We start from the raw sequence: 18,245 nt of genomic DNA on the forward strand, positions 1-18,245 counted from the left end.
AAAAGTCGGAGATGACCTGTGGCTAGGGGTGAAAGGCCAATCAAATCAGGAAATAGCTGGTTCTCCGCGAAAGCTATTTAGGTAGCGCGTCGGATATCACCTGCGGGGGTAGAGCACTGGATGGGCTAGGGGGGCGCGAGCCTTACCAAACCTAACCAAACTCCGAATACCGCAGAGTGCAGTCCGGCAGACAGACGGTGGGTGCTAAGGTCCATCGTCGAGAGGGAAACAGCCCAGACCGCCAGCTAAGGTCCCCAAATCACGGCTAAGTGGGAAAGGATGTGGGAAGGCCATGACAACCAGGAGGTTGGCTTAGAAGCAGCCATCCTTTAAAGAAAGCGTAATAGCTCACTGGTCTAGTTAAGCCGGCCTGCGCCGAAAATGTATCGGGGCTCAAGCCGTGTACCGAAGCTGCGGATGCGATCTTATGATCGCGTGGTAGCGGAGCGTTCCGTAAGCCTGCGAAGGGTGTCCGTGAGGCCGCCTGGAGGTATCGGAAGTGAGAATGCTGACATGAGTAGCGACAAACAGTGTGAGAAACACTGTCGCCGAAAGTCCAAGGGTTCCTGCGCAAGGTTAATCCACGCAGGGTGAGCCGGCCCCTAAGGCGAGGCCGAAAGGCGTAGTCGATGGGAACCACGTTAATACTCGTGGGCCTGGCGGAGGTGACGGATCGGAAAGCGTGTATGTCCTTATCGGATTGGACATGCTGTGGACCGGTTCCAGGAAACAGCCCCGCCGTATAGACCGTACCCCAAACCGACACAGGTGGACTGGTAGAGTATACCCAGGCGCTTGAGAGAATGGTGTTGAAGGAACTCGGCAAATTGCCCTCGTAACTTCGGAAGAAGAGGGCCCCGTTGTGGCGCAAGCCATGGCGGGGGCACAGACCAGGGGGTAGCGACTGTTTACTAAAAACACAGGGCTCTGCGAAGCCACACAAGGCGACGTATAGGGTCTGACGCCTGCCCGGTGCCGGAAGGTTAAGAGGAGAGGTGCAAGCCTTGAATTGAAGCCCCGGTAAACGGCGGCCGTAACTATAACGGTCCTAAGGTAGCGAAATTCCTTGTCGGGTAAGTTCCGACCTGCACGAATGGCGTAACGACTTCCCCGCTGTCTCCAACACCAACTCAGCGAAATTGAACTCTCCGTGAAGATGCGGAGTTCCCGCGGTCAGACGGAAAGACCCCGTGCACCTTTACTACAGCTTTGCAGTGGTGCTAGGGACTTCATGTGTAGGATAGGTGGGAGGCTTGGAAGCATGGGCGCCAGCTCGTGTGGAGCCATCCTTGAAATACCACCCTTGAAGTCTCTGGCATCTAACCGTGGCCCGTGATCCGGGTCCGGGACCCTGCATGGCGGGTAGTTTGACTGGGGCGGTCGCCTCCCAAAGTGTAACGGAGGCGCGCGATGGTGGGCTCAGAGCGGTCGGAAATCGCTCGTCGAGTGCAATGGCATAAGCCCGCCTGACTGCAAGACTGACAAGTCGAGCAGAGACGAAAGTCGGCCATAGTGATCCGGTGGCTCCACGTGGACGGGCCATCGCTCAACGGATAAAAGGTACGCCGGGGATAACAGGCTGATGACTCCCAAGAGTCCATATCGACGGAGTCGTTTGGCACCTCGATGTCGGCTCATCACATCCTGGGGCTGGAGCAGGTCCCAAGGGTTCGGCTGTTCGCCGATTAAAGTGGTACGTGAGCTGGGTTTAGAACGTCGTGAGACAGTTCGGTCCCTATCTGCCGTGGGTGTCGGAGTTTTGCGAGGATCTGTCCCTAGTACGAGAGGACCGGGATGGACATACCTCTGGTGCACCGGTTGTCACGCCAGTGGCATGGCCGGGTAGCTAAGTATGGACGGGATAACCGCTGAAAGCATCTAAGCGGGAAACCCACCTCTAAACCAGAGCTCCCTTGAGAGCCGTGACAGACCATCACGTCGATAGGAGGCATGTGGACGGGCAGCAATGCTTGAAGCTAAGCCTTACTAATCGCTCGATCGGCTTGATCTCGACCCCACTAACCGCGCCATGCGCAGCAGCAAGCCTGCTCGAAACAGCAGCTTGACAGCACGCACCGCAGTTCGATACATCCTCCCTCACTTGCACTGAACAAGCACATGCTTCGGACAAAGCGTCGGTCTTGAGCCTTGGTGACCTGGTGGTCATGGCGAGGTGTCAAACACCCGATCCCATCCCGAACTCGGCCGTGAAAAGCCTCCGCGCCAATGGTACTGCGTCTTAAGACGTGGGAGAGTAGGTCGCCGCCAGGTCACTCAGGCTCAAGAGACGCTAATCCATAAGCACAAGCTTGCATCGTCACCGTCCGTCACGCCATATCAGGAACATCCGCGGGGTGGAGCAGCCCGGTAGCTCGTCAGGCTCATAACCTGAAGGCCGCAGGTTCAAATCCTGCCCCCGCAACCACCGACAGTTGACAGCCCGCCTCCAACGAGGCGGGCTGTCGGCGTTTCGGGTCCGCCTCTGCGCACGCCTCCATGATCGCCAGCAGGTCGCCATGAAGCTGCGCCTCCAGCCCGGCGCCCGAGGGGCAGGGCGACAGCACGACGCGGTCGACCATCGACCGGATCATCTCCATCGCGGCCATCCCCTCGTCGCCGTCGCCGAGCACGGACTCGAGCTCCGCGATCTTCCGCCGGTACAGCTCCGGCAGGTTGGCCGGCAGCAGCATCTCCGGCGCCTCCGTCCCCAGGGCGTCGATCTCGGCGGCGAGCGTGGCGCGCTCGGCCTCCAGCACGGACAGCCGCTCCTTCAGGGCCGGGCTGTACATCCCGTTCTCCACCGCCTCCAGGATCGACGCGATCTTCCGATCGATGCCCGCGAGGGCGCGCTCCCGGTCGCCGCGCCGGTTCCGGGCCTCGGCCTGATCACGCCGTTGCGCCACGACCATTTCCTCAATAAAGGCGGCGACCACGTCGGCGCCGAGCAGGCGCTCCTTCAGCCCGGCAAGAACACGGCCCTCGATCGCTTGCCGGCTGATGGTGCGGTCGTTCGGGCAGGTGCCGGAATTCCGGTGGCCGGCGCAACCGTAGCGGTCCTTGCCCATGATGGTGTAGCGGCCGCCGCAGACGCCGCACACCAGCACGCCGGACAGAAGGAAGCGCCGCCGATGCACGCGGTTCAGAGCGTTGCCCTGGTCATCCCGACCGATCTCGGTGGCAACCGCCTCCTGTCGCACCTTGACGCGGTTCCATAGAACGTCATCGACGATGCGCAGTTCGGGGACTTCGACAATCTCCCGCTTTTCCTGAGGGTTGATGCGGGCGACGCGCTTGCCGGTGCCCGGATCCTTGACGAACTCGCAACGTCCCCATTCCAGAACGCCGGCATAGTTGGCGTTGTTGAGGATACCGGTCCCGCGGGCGACCTGTCCGCGAATCGTGGTATCGACCCATTTTCTCCTCCTGGGGCCTGGAACGTTCTCATCGTTCAACAGGCGGGCGATGGCGCGGGGGCTCATGCCGTCGGCGTACAGCGTGAAGATGCGGCGGACAACGGCGGCTTCGTCCGCATTGATGCGGCGGTACCCGCCACCTGCCTTGTCGCCGTCGACGACGTCGTATCCATAAGCTTTGCCGCCGGGAATACGTCCCTCCTTGGCGAGGCCGAGATGGCTGCGTCGGGTCTTCTGGCCGATCTCCTTGAGCTGCACCTGTGCCATCATGCCCATGATGGCGACGTGGATCGTGGTGATCTCGCCGACGTGCGGCGTGTACAGCTTCACATTGTAGAAGCTAAGGCGGTCATAAAGATCGGAGGTGTCCGCCAATCGTCGACCCAGACGGTCGACGGCTTCGGACACCACGACATCGAAGCGGCGGCGCCCGGCATCATCCACCAGCTTCAGAAAGCCCGGGCGGTGCCGGGAGGCGCCGCTGATCGCGGCGTCCGTGTAGGTATCGACAACCTCCCAGCCCTGCTGGACGGCGTAACGCCGGCACAGCTCGATCTGGTCGGCGATCGATTCCTGGCGCTGCTTGTCGGTCGAGTAGCGCGCGTAGATGACGGCGCGGAGCCGGGGGTGGTGGAGGACGGTCATCGCAGGGCCTTCAGGGAGAGCGCGATCAGGGCGGCGAGAAGAACAAGGGCGAGGCCGGCAGCGAACGTCATGAAGCCGGCCTGGGACGGCCGTCGGCGCATCTCATGGCGCGCCAGAATGCGCGCCAATCCGAGCAGCTTCTCGAGCGGAACGGTCCCCTGCTCCTGCTGGGGCGGCTGGACAACGGGCACCGTCGTCGCGGCGGTGGAGTCGGTGCTGTGGGTCACAGGTGGAAAGTCCATTGTGGGAGCGGCCATGACGATATGGTCCGATGGCGGCAGGAGCGGAAACACAGGGGCAGATCGGCGTCGCCGACGCCAACCCGGTCATCGGTGCGGTCAGGAATCGGGCGGCGCGGCCATGGCCGGCAGCCCCAACGAGCCCTGCTTGCCGGGCTTCACCATGCCACCGGCTTCACGATGGGCGGATGCCGCGAGCGTCGCCGCCAACGGCTCCAGAACCTCCAGCCGCCCCCGCAGGCGGGCGTTCTCGCGGCGCGCTTCGTCCAGCGCCTGCTCCACCTGATGCTTGGCTGTCAGTTCAGAACGCAGCTGGTCGAGCTGCAGCGAGGAGCGCAGGAGGGCAGCCTTTTCTTCCGACAGAAGGCGGTTCACGGTCTCCACAGCGGCTTGCGCGTCCGCCGCCTGCCGCTGCCAATCCTTGATCTCCGCGGACATCCGGGTCAGCGCCGCGCCCTGCTGGGCGACCGTCACCGCCAGCTGGTTGCGGTCTTCCATGATCCGGTCGTGTTCCTGCGCCAGATCCTCATAGCCCTGCTCCTGTTCAGCGATCTCGGCCGTCAGGGTGTGCAGTTCGCTCCGGCAAGCCGCGCTTTCGCTCTGCAGGGCTGCCAACGCGGTGGTGTGCTGTTCCGCGGCGAGGAGCCTCTCCTCCTGCCGCAGGGCGTCGATCGACGCGATGAAGGCCGTCAAGGTGCCGTCGATGGCACGCCGCATCTGCTCGGCCGCGGCGCAGGACTGGACGTCGACCGGCCCTCCTGCGAACGCATCGCGCGACGCGCTGACCGCGCCCTTCTGAATGACGAAGAGGTGAGGGGCGGTCTTCCTGATGTCATGGATGAAGCGCGATACGTCGCGCAGGGAACCCCCGCCAATTTCGGCGCGGATGCGGCGGTATGACGGATAGGCGTGGTCCTTCGACACGATCTTGCTGACCGCTTCCGAGACGGACTCGTGCGTGATCAGGGGATGGGTGGGCTGGGAGCAGGACATCCAGAACCTCTGCGGGGACTACGGTTTGGGCGGCCGTGCCGTCGGCCGGCTGAGTATCTGGATGAGTTGCGATGCCAGGAAAGGGCTGCGGCGACGGAATCTTGACGGTTCCGGTCCAAGCCGGCCGATTGTGAGGTGATACCGCGGTAGCGCTACCGGGTAGCGACACCTGATACCGGTGTTACCGTCGCCATCCACGTCGATCCCACCCCTCCGCCTGCGGGCCGCTCCGGTCCACCATTTCACCCAAACGGCGCAGAAAATTGGCCGGCGCCCGATGCGGCGGGGCGGATCCCTCCATACGCTTCCTTCCGGACCAGGCTGCCCGGGCGTCGGACCTCCGGCCCTCGCCACGGGCAGCCTTGAGCGAAGAAGTGTGCAGTTAGGCGTTGCGGCGGGCCGCAACGCCTCCGGGGCCGGCCAGGGCCGGTTGCCGGATCGACGACGGCGTGGAGGCGCCGATGCCGTGGCGGACCTGGGATACTTTCGCATCGAACAGGGCATGCTCTCCCGTGGCGCCGGCGCGAAAGCCGGAGCGTCAGCGGCTTATCAGTCCGGTGGCCGGTTCCGCACCGTCATCGCGGCGGCCGCTTACCAGGCTGGGGTCGGTCTGACCATCGGCGCCGACCTGCGGGAGGTGTGGGCGGCGAAGGGGCAGGACCCTGTGTTGGCGGTTGCGGACTTCACGGGCAAGTCGGGCGTTCACCACACCGACATCCGCGTGCCCGCGGGCGCGCCCGCTTGGTGCGCCGACCGGCAGACCTTGTGGACCAGGGTGGAACTGAGCGAACGGCGCCGTGACGCGACGCTGGCGCTGCAATACACGCTGTCGCTCAGCCGGGAGGTGCCCATCGCAACGTCGATCCGGTCGGTGGAGCGCTTCGTTGATGAGCACCTCGTGGCACGCAAGCTGGTTGCCGACATTGCGATCCATCTGTACGGGCGCCCCCTGGACCCCAGGGTGCCGGCCGTCGCCGAGAAGCTGGCGAACACGGTCGATCTCGCGTGGCCGGTGATCCCGGTGGCCCGTGTCCCCAGCACTCCACCAGTGGACGGCCCCCACGCCCTGGCGTTGCCCGATGGGCGCCTCGTCGTCTACCAGCCGCACGCGCACGTCCTGGCGACGACGCGCCCGCTCGTCGACGGCGCCCTCGGCCCGAAGGACCGCGACCTGTCGCGAAAGGCCTTTCTGATCGGAAGCCGAAAGCTGTGGGAGCACCTGTGCAACGAGGCCCTGGCCGAGATCGGGGCTGTCCATCGCGTATCTCAGCGGTCGAAGTGGCATCGCCACCGTCAACAGCAGGACCTCGGCGCCGCCGGGCCGAACCATGAACCGCTTTCCCAGGTGCCGCTCGGTCCGGCCTATCACCCGGTCGTCGAGGGGCGTGCTCTGAATTTTGGAGGAGTGGACGTCATGCCTCATCAATTCAATGCCATCGTGGCGGAGCTCGAAAAGTCCAGACGCGCAGCGCCCGACAAAAAATCGGTGCGTCTGGCTCGTGCCGTTGTCCGGATCGAGGAGCTGGAAGCGCAAGGGGTTCGCTTCAGCCGGGAAACGGGTGGGATGGTGAGGGTCGAAGCTCCTTCCGGTGTTGTCGTTGACTGGCATGACCGCCGCTTGTGGAGCGGGATACATGCGATGGTGCTCGACTACCTGGAGACTCGCGATGCGGAACGGAAAGCGCGCGCGCCCGAACCGGGCGCCGTCGGGACCACCGTTCCTGGGGCAAGTGACAGAATGTCGACGGCGCCGGAACCGATGGTGGAGGCGGCGCGGCTGCGGGAGGAACTGGACGCTGCCACGCGGAGCGTCGCGACCATCGCTGCGGCGACCGGGCAGGCGCAACCGGATGCCGTGGCGTCTCTGGCCGATGGCATCGTCACCGTCGCCCGCGGCGCCATGGCGAACGCATACGAAAGGTCGCGCGGCGCGCTGGTGCGCGAGCAGCAGGCGCGCGTGTCGGCGGAGACGCGCGCTAAGGAACTCACCGTGGACTTGGCGCGTACGAAGGCCGCTCTGGCACTGGAACAGGAGAAGCGGCGGGCAACGGATGCAGATTGTGGTGCCCTGCGCGCGGAAGGGGCTTCACTGCGGCAGCAACTGGACGAGGCGAAGCGCAGCGCCGAGGCGGCGACCGTCACCGGAGCGGCTGCCGCCCAGCGAGCCGACGAGGATCGGCAAGCACGTCACCGTGCCGAACAGGCACTCCGCCTCGTGCGCCAGACGATCGACACCGAGGCTGCCGACGAGCAGCTGGCGTCTGAACTGCGCAAGCGGCTGCAGGCGGCCAGCCGACAGTCCGACGCCGTGGAGGACGGGGTGCGGGCAGCGAGTCTGACGCCGGAACTCCTGCCAAGTGAACCCGGCGCCCGGCTGCGGGCGATTGCGCAGGCGAACCGCGACCGGACACTGGATGAGGTGGCAACCCTGTTGGACGCGCCGGTGCGGGCGCTTGGTGTGCACCTCCGCGGCGACGTTGCTGAGCGGGTTCCGGCGGCTTTGGCGATCCTCATGACGGCGATCGAAGGACGAGACGCGGAGCTTGCGCGGGAGCGCGCCAGCCGCGAGCGGGCGGAACTGGAAGCGCAGGGATGGAAACGCGCCTACGAGGCACTGGTTCGCCACGGCCGGCGATTGGTGATGCTCCTGGCCCGGCAGGCCGGGCTGGTCGAACCGGCGAAGGCGGCGTGGCGTCTGCTGATGGATGCTGTCGGTCATGGCAAGGAACCGGGAGATCTCACCGCTGTGTTCCCCAGCCGGCGTAATGATGCTCCAGCGTGTGGTGAGGCGACGAACCGGGGGCAGCGGCAGGAGGAAAGCCAACGGACTGGCCGCACCGACAAGGTGAAGCCCGACGCGGAAGCGGCGCCCATCATGGGTGGCGTGAAGCCACCCGCGGCAACCCAGGAGTCGCTGGAGGTCATGACCGGCGAGAAGCCGCGGCCGTCGGGCGTGTTGGCGGGCGCCGTCCGGTTGACCAGCGCCGCGACCGAAGCCGTCAGGGCCTTGGAGGCGCGGCTCAAGGTTATGAGCAAGGACGACCTCCTGAAGGCCGCGCAGGCAACGGAACGGGCAGCGCGTGAGGCGGGCGAAGAAAGGCGCCGGAACGAACACCGGCACGCCTACTCGGTCATCGCAAGGGTTGCGCGGCAGCGTGGCGTCGCCCTGCAGCCTCTCCAGCCGTCCAAGCCCCGGATCCGTGACGAGTATGTGAGGTGACAAGCAGTGGTTGGGATGCGTCGGCGTTGCGTCCACCCGGTGTGGCGGCTGCCCTGCGGGCCGCCACACCGAGCGGTCGCAACTCAGGACGACCCGTGATGATGACCACCCCAGTTCGGAGCGGCGCTGCCCTGGCCGCGTGCATCGAAGACGACGCGATCATCCGTGTGCTTCCAGCGGAACAGAGCGCGGCAACCGTGAAGTTCGTAGACTGGCTTCAGGAAATCCTGCAGCGCTGGGCCTGCGGTCAGCGCGGCGCCGCCGACCGTCGGACGCTGGACATGATCGTCCAGGCAGCGGAGGCGATGGACTACCGGATTTCCCTGTCGGTACAGGACATTTTCGATGTTGTGGAGGATCTCGACGCGGCCCTCGATGCCGGCTTGGTTCTCCTCCGCGGTTTCGACCGCCCGGTTATCCGTGTCCATCTCGTGAGCAAAGGCGCTGCGCAGTAGGTGGGGGCGCCGGAGCGTCCTGGTGGGTCCCGCTATAAGAACCCACCGCGTTCCGGCTCCTGATATGGCTTCCCTGCCTCGACCCATGGGGCAATGCGCCTTCTTTTCGGCAGGGCAAGTTGCTGGTCTCGAATGCGGCTGCATACAGCACCGGACGGAAGGGGCCGCCATCCCGGCGGGAACGGAGTATCCAGCCGCGCTGTCCCGCTCCTCCCTTCAACATCTGCCGATCATCAAGTTCGCTAATCCCTTGGCCCGGTTGCTGATTTCCACGACAGCGTTCAGAATTCTGCCGATGTGCCTGCCGATCCATGTTCAATCCGCAAGTCTTTGACTGCGCGAGAAATTTTGAGATCCCAGTCTGCTAACCTTGCCGATCCTCGCCGCGGCGTCGGAGGTGCGCGTTGCGTCCTCCGGGAAAGCTTGTCGCATCAACGATGTGTTGGTTTCGATTCGGGTGGTGGAAAGTCTTCGGTTCCGTCAGTTCAACGGTCGTGAACTGGACCGGACGCATTACGGCTGAAGTGCGCTCTGCCTGACCAGTTCGGCCTTGATCCCGCAGAGACTGGAACCATCAAGCCGCTGATTGGAAAGAATTTGTCCGGCGTTTCAGAACATCCGCCAAATTGCCGGACAAACGCTTGTACATCAAGCGATTAGCTGTGTAATGACGGGTGGAGGGACCGGAGACGGCTTGCCGGTCGGTCCCCCGCGCAGAGCTTGGCCCCGGCTCGTTCACCTTAGATGCGCTGTTCGGCAACGCGCCACGATCGCGCCTGGGAGTCATGGGGGCGGGCGCCTGGTTCGACCGCGCCGAAGCCGAACGTTATTAGGTGCATGAACAGTCCATGCTCGTCGCCGACGGGGAGACCATCAGCCTGCTCGTCTTCCGCGACGGGAGGGTATTCTTCAAGGACGAGCGCGCCCGCGCCGGGGACGGACGCCGGCCGTTCCGCTGACGCGGCGCGGCGTTTCGCCGCTCGCCGCCGCTGGACGGATCGATATGCTTGGCCCCGGCGCCTGCGCCCGAGCGACGACAGAGGATGCCCCCGGCCATGGCCAAACGCGAATCCGGCAACCGGCTCGACCGCGGCGAGATCGCCCTGGTGAAAGCCATGATCGCCGAAGGACGATATAACGACCAGGAGATCCTCGCCCACTTCACGCGGCCGATGCGCACCATCAACCACGCTCGCATCTCGGACATTCGCGAGGGGCGCAAGCACGCGACCGTGGCGGTGGCGTCGCCGGAGGAACTGGCCCAGTTCCTGAGAACCTGGCCACAGATCGATCCGCAGACCGGCCTGCACATCGCCGGCGACGAGCTGGTGATCAAGGCGCGGGAGGCGATGCTGAACGCGGTGCAGAGCTACAACAACCCGCGCGCGTTCTTCAAAGCGGAGGTCTTCATCACCCTGGCGGTGATCGCGTGGACCTACCTCCTGCACCATCATTACCGGCGCAATGGCATCGACCATCGCATCAAGAAGATCGTCGATGGCAACGAGGTGGTCCTGAAGACGCGGCACGGCGCCGACAAGCACTGGACGCTCGAGGACTGCCTAGGGTGCAACCAGTGCCCGCTCGACGCGGCGACGGTCGCCAATCTGCAGTTTCTGATCGGGATCCGCCACGAGATCGAGCATCAGATGACGCGGCGTATCGACGACACCATCGGCGCGAAGCTGCAGGCGTGCTGCCTCAACTTCAACCGCGCTCTGAAGGACCTCGTCGCCGAACGCCACGGTCTCGAAGGCGACCTGTCGTTCGCGCTGCAGTTCGCGACGATCGAGCGCGAGCAGCGCGACCAACTGCTCAAGCAGCCCGACCTGCCGCCCAACATCCAGGCGATGACGCTGGCATTCGAAACCGGGCTGCCGGATGAGGTCGCGGCCGACCTGCGCTACGCCTACCGCGTCTACCTCGTAGAGCGGACGGCGAACTCCAAGGGCAAGGCCGACCAAGTGATCGAGTTCGTGAAGGGCAACTCTGCCGAGGGCCGGGAGGTCCGGCGGATCCTCTTGAAGGAGGCCGAGAAGGCCAAGTACAAGCCCAAACAGATCGTCGACCGGATGAAGGCCGAGGGCTTCCCCCGCTTCCGTGAGCACGAACATACGCAGCTCTGGAAGACGCTCGACGCCAAGCGGCCGGGTACCGGTTTCGGTGTCTACCTGAAGGATGGCGACTGGTGGTGGTACGAAGCTTGGATCGACCGGGTGCGGGCCCATTGCGAGGAGAACCGCGTCAAGTACGCGTGAGTTTGGAGCGGGCGCCCGCGTCTCGTTCCCGGGGCGCTTCCACGTCGGCCTGCGCGCGGCCCCGAGGCAAGCATTAGCAAGCCCGGCCGAGCAGGGGGCAGCCGAGTCCTCTCTTGGGCAGTGACACCAAGCTGATCGGCGAGCACGGCGATGGCCGCAGCGCCAGCATCCCGCAGGTCCAGCAGCCGAGCGATCTAAGGCAGCGGGCGGTCGGGGAGGTCGACCTCCACCGTTTCCAAGGGCCTCCCGCGGCGGCGCCACATGACCGCGCTGGTGGCGCCGGCGCGCAGCCAATGCGCTCCGTCCTCCCGTCGCCTGCATCCTCCCGGTGCATGCCCAGACCGTTGGAGGGTTTGCGGTCACGCTAGAGCAGTTGGTAGCGGCCGACGTCCTCGACAACGGCGGCGCCCTCCTCAACGTAGCCAACGAAGGCGGCCGCGCTACGATGCTTGGCCTGCCGCATGATTGTCCCCGCGGGCGCGCTGTGCGCCGTCGCCTCGGTAGCCAGGCTGCGGCGCGACGAATGGCTGGAGAAGACCGCCGGGTCGAGGCCGACGCGCTCGACGGCGCGTTTCACGATTGACGCTACGACCCTGGGGTGTGCCGGTTTGTCTTCTGCAACAAAAGTGAGGGCGATCATGTTTCTGCTGTTAAATAGACTATCTTAGGTTGCCCAATTGCGGGTTGAACGTCATAGTGGCCTGCTTATCTGAACGGCATAGAGCACGCCTACGGACTCTTAGGAGCATGTCACTTTTGGATGTGCCACGTTTTTCACCATCTGATTGCTCCGGCGTTCATCTCGGGCCTGGACAGCTTCAGATGCTAGATAATGCACTTGTGTCAAGGGAGAGTTCGTATTGCAAAACAACTCAAAGGCGTAATAATTTTATATAATCTGCTGGTTCTGGTCGGATTTGGAAACACATTGGGGAGGGCGCGTAGCATGAGGGATGACAACGCAGACGGTGTTGCCCTGGCTGATGTCGCATTGCTCCCACTCCCCGGTTTTATGACGGTAGACTGGCTCGGCCGTACCTGGAATCTGATGCCACAGGACCGCCGCCGTTTGACGCCTTTGCTGAAGCAGGTATTCGTCGACTGGCCACAGGATCGGCGCCTTGATGCCGCAGGCTTTTTCGATGCCTATCTCCGGAACGTGCGCAGCCGTCGTGAATCAATTGCCATCATTGACCGCACCGTCGCGACGCTGTCGCCGACCAAGGGGCAGCGGAAGATGCTGGTACGGCGCCTGCACGCGATCGCAAACCAGCGCATACAGGAAACCGGTGGTGTGGCGGTGCCCGATGTTTCCGGGCGGAGGCACCGGTTGGCCGAGGCGGGAGAGGACACCCTCCTGGCCGAACTTCTGTGGATTGAGACGGCCTACGGTTGGCGGGTCGAGGATGCCGCTCGACACATTCTTACTCGCCCAGGCGTTCGGCGACACTTGGAACCCTGGCTTTCAGCCGTGGCTCCTGGAGTGCTGCTAGAGGACAGTGTCGCCGACAACGCTGTGGATGCGTTGGCTGCCCTGTTGGTTGGCGATGCCCGGACTGGCAAGGAACCGCCAGACGGTTTCGACGAAATCTCCGATGCTCCGGCACCAGACTGGGAGGATGCCGTCACCGGCCCCGGCGATACCCCGCAGTCACTGCTCACGCAGTGGCATGCGACCGTCGATGCGCTGCTCGATGCAGTTCAAGGACTCGTGCCGGGTGCACCAGAGGGCATCGACGCAATTCGTTGCCTGCTTGAGCGCTTGGCGTCTACTGATGACGACCTACGCCGACTGGCGGAACAGGAGCATTTGTCAGCTGAACGTACCGCCAGGGCTCGCAACGCTGTCACCGGCTTGGTGCCGCAGGCACCGAAGACCCTGACGACCGTCGTTTCCGAGGCGGCTGAGCGATGCGCTCTCGTTCGGGGGCTGCAGGACGAAGAACTGGCTAGAATCCTCGGTACCGTAAACGTCTGTGAGAATGCCTTCAGGCACTATGCGGCGGCTTCGGAGGAGCGGGGGCGTCGGCGCTCCGCGTTGGTGGCCCTGGAGGACGACGCATCTCCCGAGGCCGTTGATGAGCTGACGGTTGCGTTTCAGCAGGCCAACGATGACTTGCGTGCAGCCGAGTCCTCGGCGTGGACCGCGGCCCAAGTGCTGGACGATCTGCTTGTGGCCTTGGTGGAGGCTGCCGACGACGCGCGGGATGCTGGAGAAAGTGATGCGGCTCCGGGGACGGTTGATCTCGCCTCGGACGATGGGAGTCTGGAGGCCGAAGAGGCGGGCGTAGAGGATGCCGCCCCAGGAGAAGTGTATGTGGTCGATGTCCTGCCGGAACCGAATGTCACCACGAGCATCGATGCGCAGGATGGTGCAAGGCTGGAGCAAGAAGGCGACCGGGAGGACGCAGATCGGAGCGAGGAGGCGGCTGGAACCGCCTGTAAGGCACGCACGCTCGACTCGGGCATGCCGGACATGCGGGAAGAAGACCTCTTCATCGATGAGACGGCCGGGTCGCTAGGTCCCCTCGGTGAGGATGAGTGGCAGCCCAGCGCGGAAACTTCGCAAGATGACGAACTCGGAGCGCGGCTGACGGATGCCTTCGTTCGGCTCATTGACCGCGGCGAACTGGGGCTCGCCTATCACTTGGTGCGAGCGGCGGAAGCCGGTGGAGCCTCCTTGGGTGGTGTCCTGCCGAGTGCGTCGGCGACGGCGTTGTGCGTGGTGGGGCGGTCGGTTCGGACGTCCGGCAGCGCGGCATCGTTGTACAGCGCGTCCCTGGTGGAAACCTTGCTCAGCGCATGCGCCCTCCATCAGACCGCTTCCATGGCGTCGCAAGCCACCATCCTCTTGACCTTGGCGGGAGGACTGCGTCCGGCCCTCTTCGCGGCGGACAGCGGGGCGCGGGTGCTGGTCGGCCAGCTCCCCCTGGGCAGCGAGTTGGCGTTTCTGCATGACCTGCGTCAGCCAATCGTCTCCTTGGACGAAAAGGGATACTACGCCAGCCCTGCGGCACTCAGCCGCGGCATCGACCGTGACCGGGCGTTGGCCAACCGGAAGGCGGCTGCCGAGGCGCTGGACTCGTGGCTGACGACGGTACGGAAGGCCAGCATCGTCTACGCTCCTGCAACCCAGGTGTGGCACCATTTCCTGGAGCCGTCGGGCGTGCTCGGCTCTGTTGTCGAACTGGTGATCGCCGGCGAGAAGGCGGCGGCAGATGCCGTCAGGGCCTTCATGACCAACTACAGCAATGACAGTTCGGTAGCCGAGTTGATCAACCGGACGTTCCGGGAACTCAACCCCGGAATAAAGAAGACTATTGAGGCGCGTGCGCTGCAGCGCCTCCTCAGCCACTGGAGGGATGCGCGGGCCAAGCTGGGCGATTGGCTGGATGCCTGGGTGACGCTTTCCGACGTGACCGCGTCGTCGTCGACCCATCAGGACGAGGAGGTCCGTGCCCGCCTCAGCGCCACGATCACCAAGGTGTCGCCGCGCCTGGATGCCCTGGCGACGCACGCCAGCATCCTTGGGGCAAGCGCCCGTGCCCTGCGCACCGTGGTGAATGACATCAGGCGGATGCTGAACGCCGAAGACGATGTCGTCACGCTGACCCTGCCGGAACAGGCCTTGCACGCTGACCTGCTCAAGCTGCCAGGCCTCGACTACGCTGGTGGCTGGGTGCCGGCATCGCTCGATCCGGACCTTCTTCTGGAACCAATCCTCGCCTACGCCGAAGGGGATGGCGTCACGTGGGAACAGGCGTTTCACGACCGCGTGGCCGGACATAACCATTTGGCGACCGAGCATGTGATCCGCGTGTTGTCCCGCCTCGGCGGCGAAGGTGCGGTCCAGACTCTGTGGGATGTCCGCTCGCAGGACATCGACGCTGCGCGGATTACGTTGAAGACCAGACTGGAGGCCGTGCGCCGGCGCATCGACCGGGCACTGCGCCTAGACTCTAGCGGCGATCTTGCGCTTTCCGAATTGCTGGACCGGCTGGAAACCGTCGATCCTGTCGAACTGCCCCGTGACGGCATGGGCGGCTTCGTTGCCGCAGGCGGCGTGGTCGCCGACTTCCCGGCCGCATTCCGCCTGCTCACGACCGCCGAACACACGATGGCGAGCGTCGAGAACGACCTTGTCGATCGATATCGTGCCCGCCTGGACCGTCTGTCCCTGTCCGGCAAGGAGGAGACCGTGCAACGTCTGCGGCGGCTGCTCACACCCGACGGGCTGGTGTCGCTGAGCGACGCTCTCGAATTGCTGGAGGAGGGGCAGGAGCTGCCGCCCGACGACGGCGGGCGCGATGCGTTCGACACCTTCTTTCCCGCTTTCACCGATGCGCTGGAGGCGGGGGCCGTGCGGCTAGTCGACGTCCAACGCGCGGTCAAGCTCGGCAGCGATGTCGGGCCGCTGCCATATTCCACGTTGGTGAGCGAACGCCGTGAGGACGTCCGGCAGCTTCTGGGTGCCTGGGCGAACGTCAAGGCGACGGGCATACGGAACAGTCGCGATATGCCTCAGCATCTTAAACATGTGTTCGAGGGCTTGGGGTTCCTCGCGGTGCGCATCGGTGAGGACTCGGCACGGGCCACGTCGGCGCGCAGCCGGGCCTTTACGTTGACGACCGCTCCCATCGCGGACCAGACGGTCTGCCCAGTACCGGCCTTCGGCTCGAAGGCGGCGGGGTGCTACACCGTCACCCTTCACGACGTGAGCGAGAGTGAACAGGAGATCTTGACGGCGGTGCCGTCGGGAGATGCTTCGGCGCACATCGCGATCTATCTCGGTCGGCTGTCGACGGAGCGGCGGCGCGCGTTCGCTTTGGCCGCGCACGAAGGCCGGCGCAGCGTCCTCCTGATCGAGGAGGGATTGCTGTTCTTCCTCAGCTTGCAGAGTCTCCGGCTTCCCGCCCTCTTCACCTGCGGACTGCCGTTCGGCTGTTGCGATCCGTACAGCCTGATCGCCGGTGACGTGCCGATCGAGATGTTCTATGGCCGGTCACGCGAGATCGAGGAAGTCTGGAGCCCCGACGGCCCCTGCCTGATCTACGGCGGTCGCCAGCTCGGCAAGTCGGCCCTTCTCCAGCACGTGCGCAAGAAGTTCCACGCGCCGGAGCGGGATCACGTCGTGCGCGTCCACGATTTCCGCCAGATCGGGCGCTCGGAACCTATGGAGCAGATCTGGCCGAAACTTGCCGCCGATCTGTCCGAGCAGCGGGTTCTGGAAAAGGGCGACGGCAGCGCGAAGACCGTCATTGTCGGCATCGAGGCGTGGCTTGACTGCGATGCCCGTAGGCGCCTGCTCCTGCTGCTCGACGAAACTGACAAGTTCCTGGTCGGCGATGCCGGGAACGACTTCGTCAATGTCATGCTCTTCAAAGGGTTGATGGAACGTACGCGGCGACGATTCAAGGTGGTGTTCGCGGGTCTGCACGACGTGCAGCGCGTCGCCAGCACGGTGAACAGTCCACTGGCCCACTTCGGTCAGGCGCTCTGCATCGGGCCGCTCTATGGCCGCGATCTCGCCGCTGCCCAGCAACTCGTGACGCGCCCGCTCGCCGCCGTCGGATTCCGCTTCCCCGACGACAGCGGGCTGCCGCATCGGATCCTGTCCGACGTCAACTTCTATCCGTCGCTGGTCCAGGTCGTGGGCAAGCAACTCGTCCGCCAGCTCCAACAAGGCGGATACCGCCGCGCCGATGGCCCGCGCTACGTGGTCACCGCCCGGCAGGTTGAAGAGGCGTTCGAGGGGCGCGAGATGCGCGACTTGTTGGTCGAGCGTTTCCGCATGACCCTTCAGCTCGACAAGCGCTACCGGCTGATTGCCCTGATCCTTACGCTGCAGGCGATGGACGACCGGGGCCGCATCGTCGACGGCTATTCGACGGCGTGGATCCGCGAACAGGCCATGCATTGGTGGGCCAAGGGCCTCAGCGACGCGGGGCTCGAGTTGTTCGACGCCCTGCTGCGCGAGATGGAGGGGCTCGGAGTCCTGCGGCGGGCCAAGAACGGGTGGCGCCTGCGTTCCACTAAGATCGCTGCAATGATGGGGACGCCGGAAACCATCGAGCACGAACTGCTGGCGTTTTCCGACCACGAGGCGGAACTGGAGTATGCGCCCGGTGCCTACCATCGCGCCATCGGCGGAAACCCGCTGCGGCCGTCACCGCTGACGCAGCGCCAGGAGGCCCGGTTGCGCGATCCGGAGCTTCCCGTACAGGTGGTGTTCGGTAGCTCCGCCCAGGGGCTGGACGATGTGCGCGTTGCGCTGGCCGACGCGCACGAGGGCGTACCGCCCAAGTTCGTCGACAAGATCAGGAACGAGCGGGAGTTGGGCACCGTCTGTCGGCGCCATGCGACCAGCGCTGAGCCGGGCCTGTTGGTCATTGCCAGCACCGTGCCCTGGACCTCCGGCTGGGTGAGCGGCGTTGCTCAGCTGATCCACGGTGAACGGCTGAAGGTCCGTATCCTGTTCCTCGGCAACCCCCAGCAGGCGTTCAACTGGATGGTCGCCAACCGGAGACCGGCGGACGAACGTCTGGTGGGCGTGCACGTTCTGGACCTCTGGAGCGACAAGGCCCTGCAGCTCTGGTTGAACGACGCCAGCCTGGATCATCTCGACGTGCCGGAGGAGCGGCTGAACATTCTCCGCGAGACCGGCGGCCTTACCAAAGCTATCGCGGCGTTCGGTGTGGAGGTCCGCGACCTCTCCCCCGGACACGAGGAGCGTCGACGGAACTGGCTTGGCACGGCAAGCGGCCGGTCCGTGGTTTCGGCCCAGTCACTCGGCATTCTCCCAGGAGTCGTGGAGTTCCTGACGGCCCTGTCGTCGGACACCCTCGGATTCTCCCGCGAAGACCTGAGGACGGCACCGGATGTCTATGGGATCACTCCGCCGGGTCCGATCGACTCCGTCATCGCCTGGATGGAAGCCATGGGGCTGCTGCGCCAACAAGGGGCCGACCGTTGGATGGTGAGCGGACCGGCGCGCGCCGCCTTGGCATCCTTGGGGTAAAGCG

The 18,245-nt window shown here is 64.8% G+C and carries 8 protein-coding genes, 1 tRNA gene and 2 rRNA genes (1 of these 11 cut by a window edge); 7 read left to right on the forward strand and 4 right to left on the reverse strand.

Going from position 1 to position 18,245, the window contains the following annotated elements; genetic code table 11:
• The 3 genes from PWS46_RS01515 to PWS46_RS01525 form a co-directional block, all read left to right on the forward strand.
• Positions 1–2,011, forward strand: a 23S ribosomal RNA gene (locus tag PWS46_RS01515); it begins 732 nt to the left of the window's first position.
• A gap of 144 nt (positions 2,012–2,155) precedes the next feature.
• A 5S ribosomal RNA gene (gene rrf / locus PWS46_RS01520) occupies positions 2,156–2,271 on the forward strand.
• Between the two features lie 77 nt (positions 2,272–2,348).
• Positions 2,349–2,425: transfer RNA gene (locus PWS46_RS01525), tRNA-Met, on the forward strand.
• Here PWS46_RS01525 and PWS46_RS01530 read toward each other — a convergent pair.
• From PWS46_RS01530 to PWS46_RS01540, 3 genes are all read right to left on the reverse strand, one after another.
• On the reverse strand, positions 2,382–4,058 hold the full coding sequence (locus tag PWS46_RS01530) for a recombinase family protein (protein WP_434619862.1): 1,677 nt from the start codon (positions 4,056–4,058) through the stop codon (positions 2,382–2,384). The two genes, PWS46_RS01525 and PWS46_RS01530, sit on opposite strands and share 44 nt — an antisense overlap.
• A complete protein-coding gene (locus PWS46_RS01535) occupies positions 4,055–4,285 on the reverse strand; it encodes a hypothetical protein (protein ID WP_434617136.1) in 231 nt (76 codons plus the stop codon). The genes PWS46_RS01530 and PWS46_RS01535 overlap by 4 nt, the downstream gene beginning before the upstream one ends.
• Positions 4,286–4,396: 111 nt before the next feature.
• Positions 4,397–5,290, reverse strand: coding sequence for a hypothetical protein (locus PWS46_RS01540; protein WP_434617139.1), 894 nt, complete (start codon positions 5,288–5,290; stop codon positions 4,397–4,399).
• A 466-nt stretch (positions 5,291–5,756) separates the two neighbouring features.
• On the opposite strand from PWS46_RS01540, the gene PWS46_RS01545 reads away from it, so the two are divergent.
• The 3 genes from PWS46_RS01545 (at position 5,757) to PWS46_RS01555 (ending at position 11,223) form a co-directional block, all read left to right on the forward strand.
• Positions 5,757–8,510 (forward strand): MobA/MobL family protein, encoded by a 2,754-nt coding sequence (locus PWS46_RS01545; RefSeq protein ID WP_434617142.1) that lies wholly within the window; start codon positions 5,757–5,759, stop codon positions 8,508–8,510.
• A gap of 98 nt (positions 8,511–8,608) precedes the next feature.
• Positions 8,609–8,965 (forward strand): hypothetical protein, encoded by a 357-nt coding sequence (locus PWS46_RS01550; protein WP_434617145.1) that lies wholly within the window; start codon positions 8,609–8,611, stop codon positions 8,963–8,965.
• Positions 8,966–10,020: 1,055 nt separating this feature from the next.
• A complete protein-coding gene (locus tag PWS46_RS01555) occupies positions 10,021–11,223 on the forward strand; it encodes a DUF3644 domain-containing protein (protein WP_434617147.1) in 1,203 nt (400 codons plus the stop codon).
• A 364-nt stretch (positions 11,224–11,587) separates the two neighbouring features.
• Here PWS46_RS01555 and PWS46_RS01560 read toward each other — a convergent pair whose 3' ends face one another.
• Positions 11,588–11,863: a hypothetical protein gene (locus PWS46_RS01560; protein WP_434617150.1), complete on the reverse strand. Its 276-nt coding sequence runs from the start codon at positions 11,861–11,863 to the stop codon at positions 11,588–11,590.
• A gap of 306 nt (positions 11,864–12,169) precedes the next feature.
• Here PWS46_RS01560 and PWS46_RS01565 point away from each other — a divergent pair, with 306 nt between their 5' ends.
• Positions 12,170–18,241, forward strand: coding sequence for a hypothetical protein (locus PWS46_RS01565; protein ID WP_434617153.1), 6,072 nt, complete (start codon positions 12,170–12,172; stop codon positions 18,239–18,241).
• Positions 18,242–18,245: the final 4 nt, after the last annotated feature.

The sequence above is a fragment of the Azospirillum sp. B2RO_4 genome (genome assembly GCF_051124815.1).
Classification (GTDB): Bacteria; Pseudomonadota; Alphaproteobacteria; order Azospirillales; family Azospirillaceae; genus Azospirillum.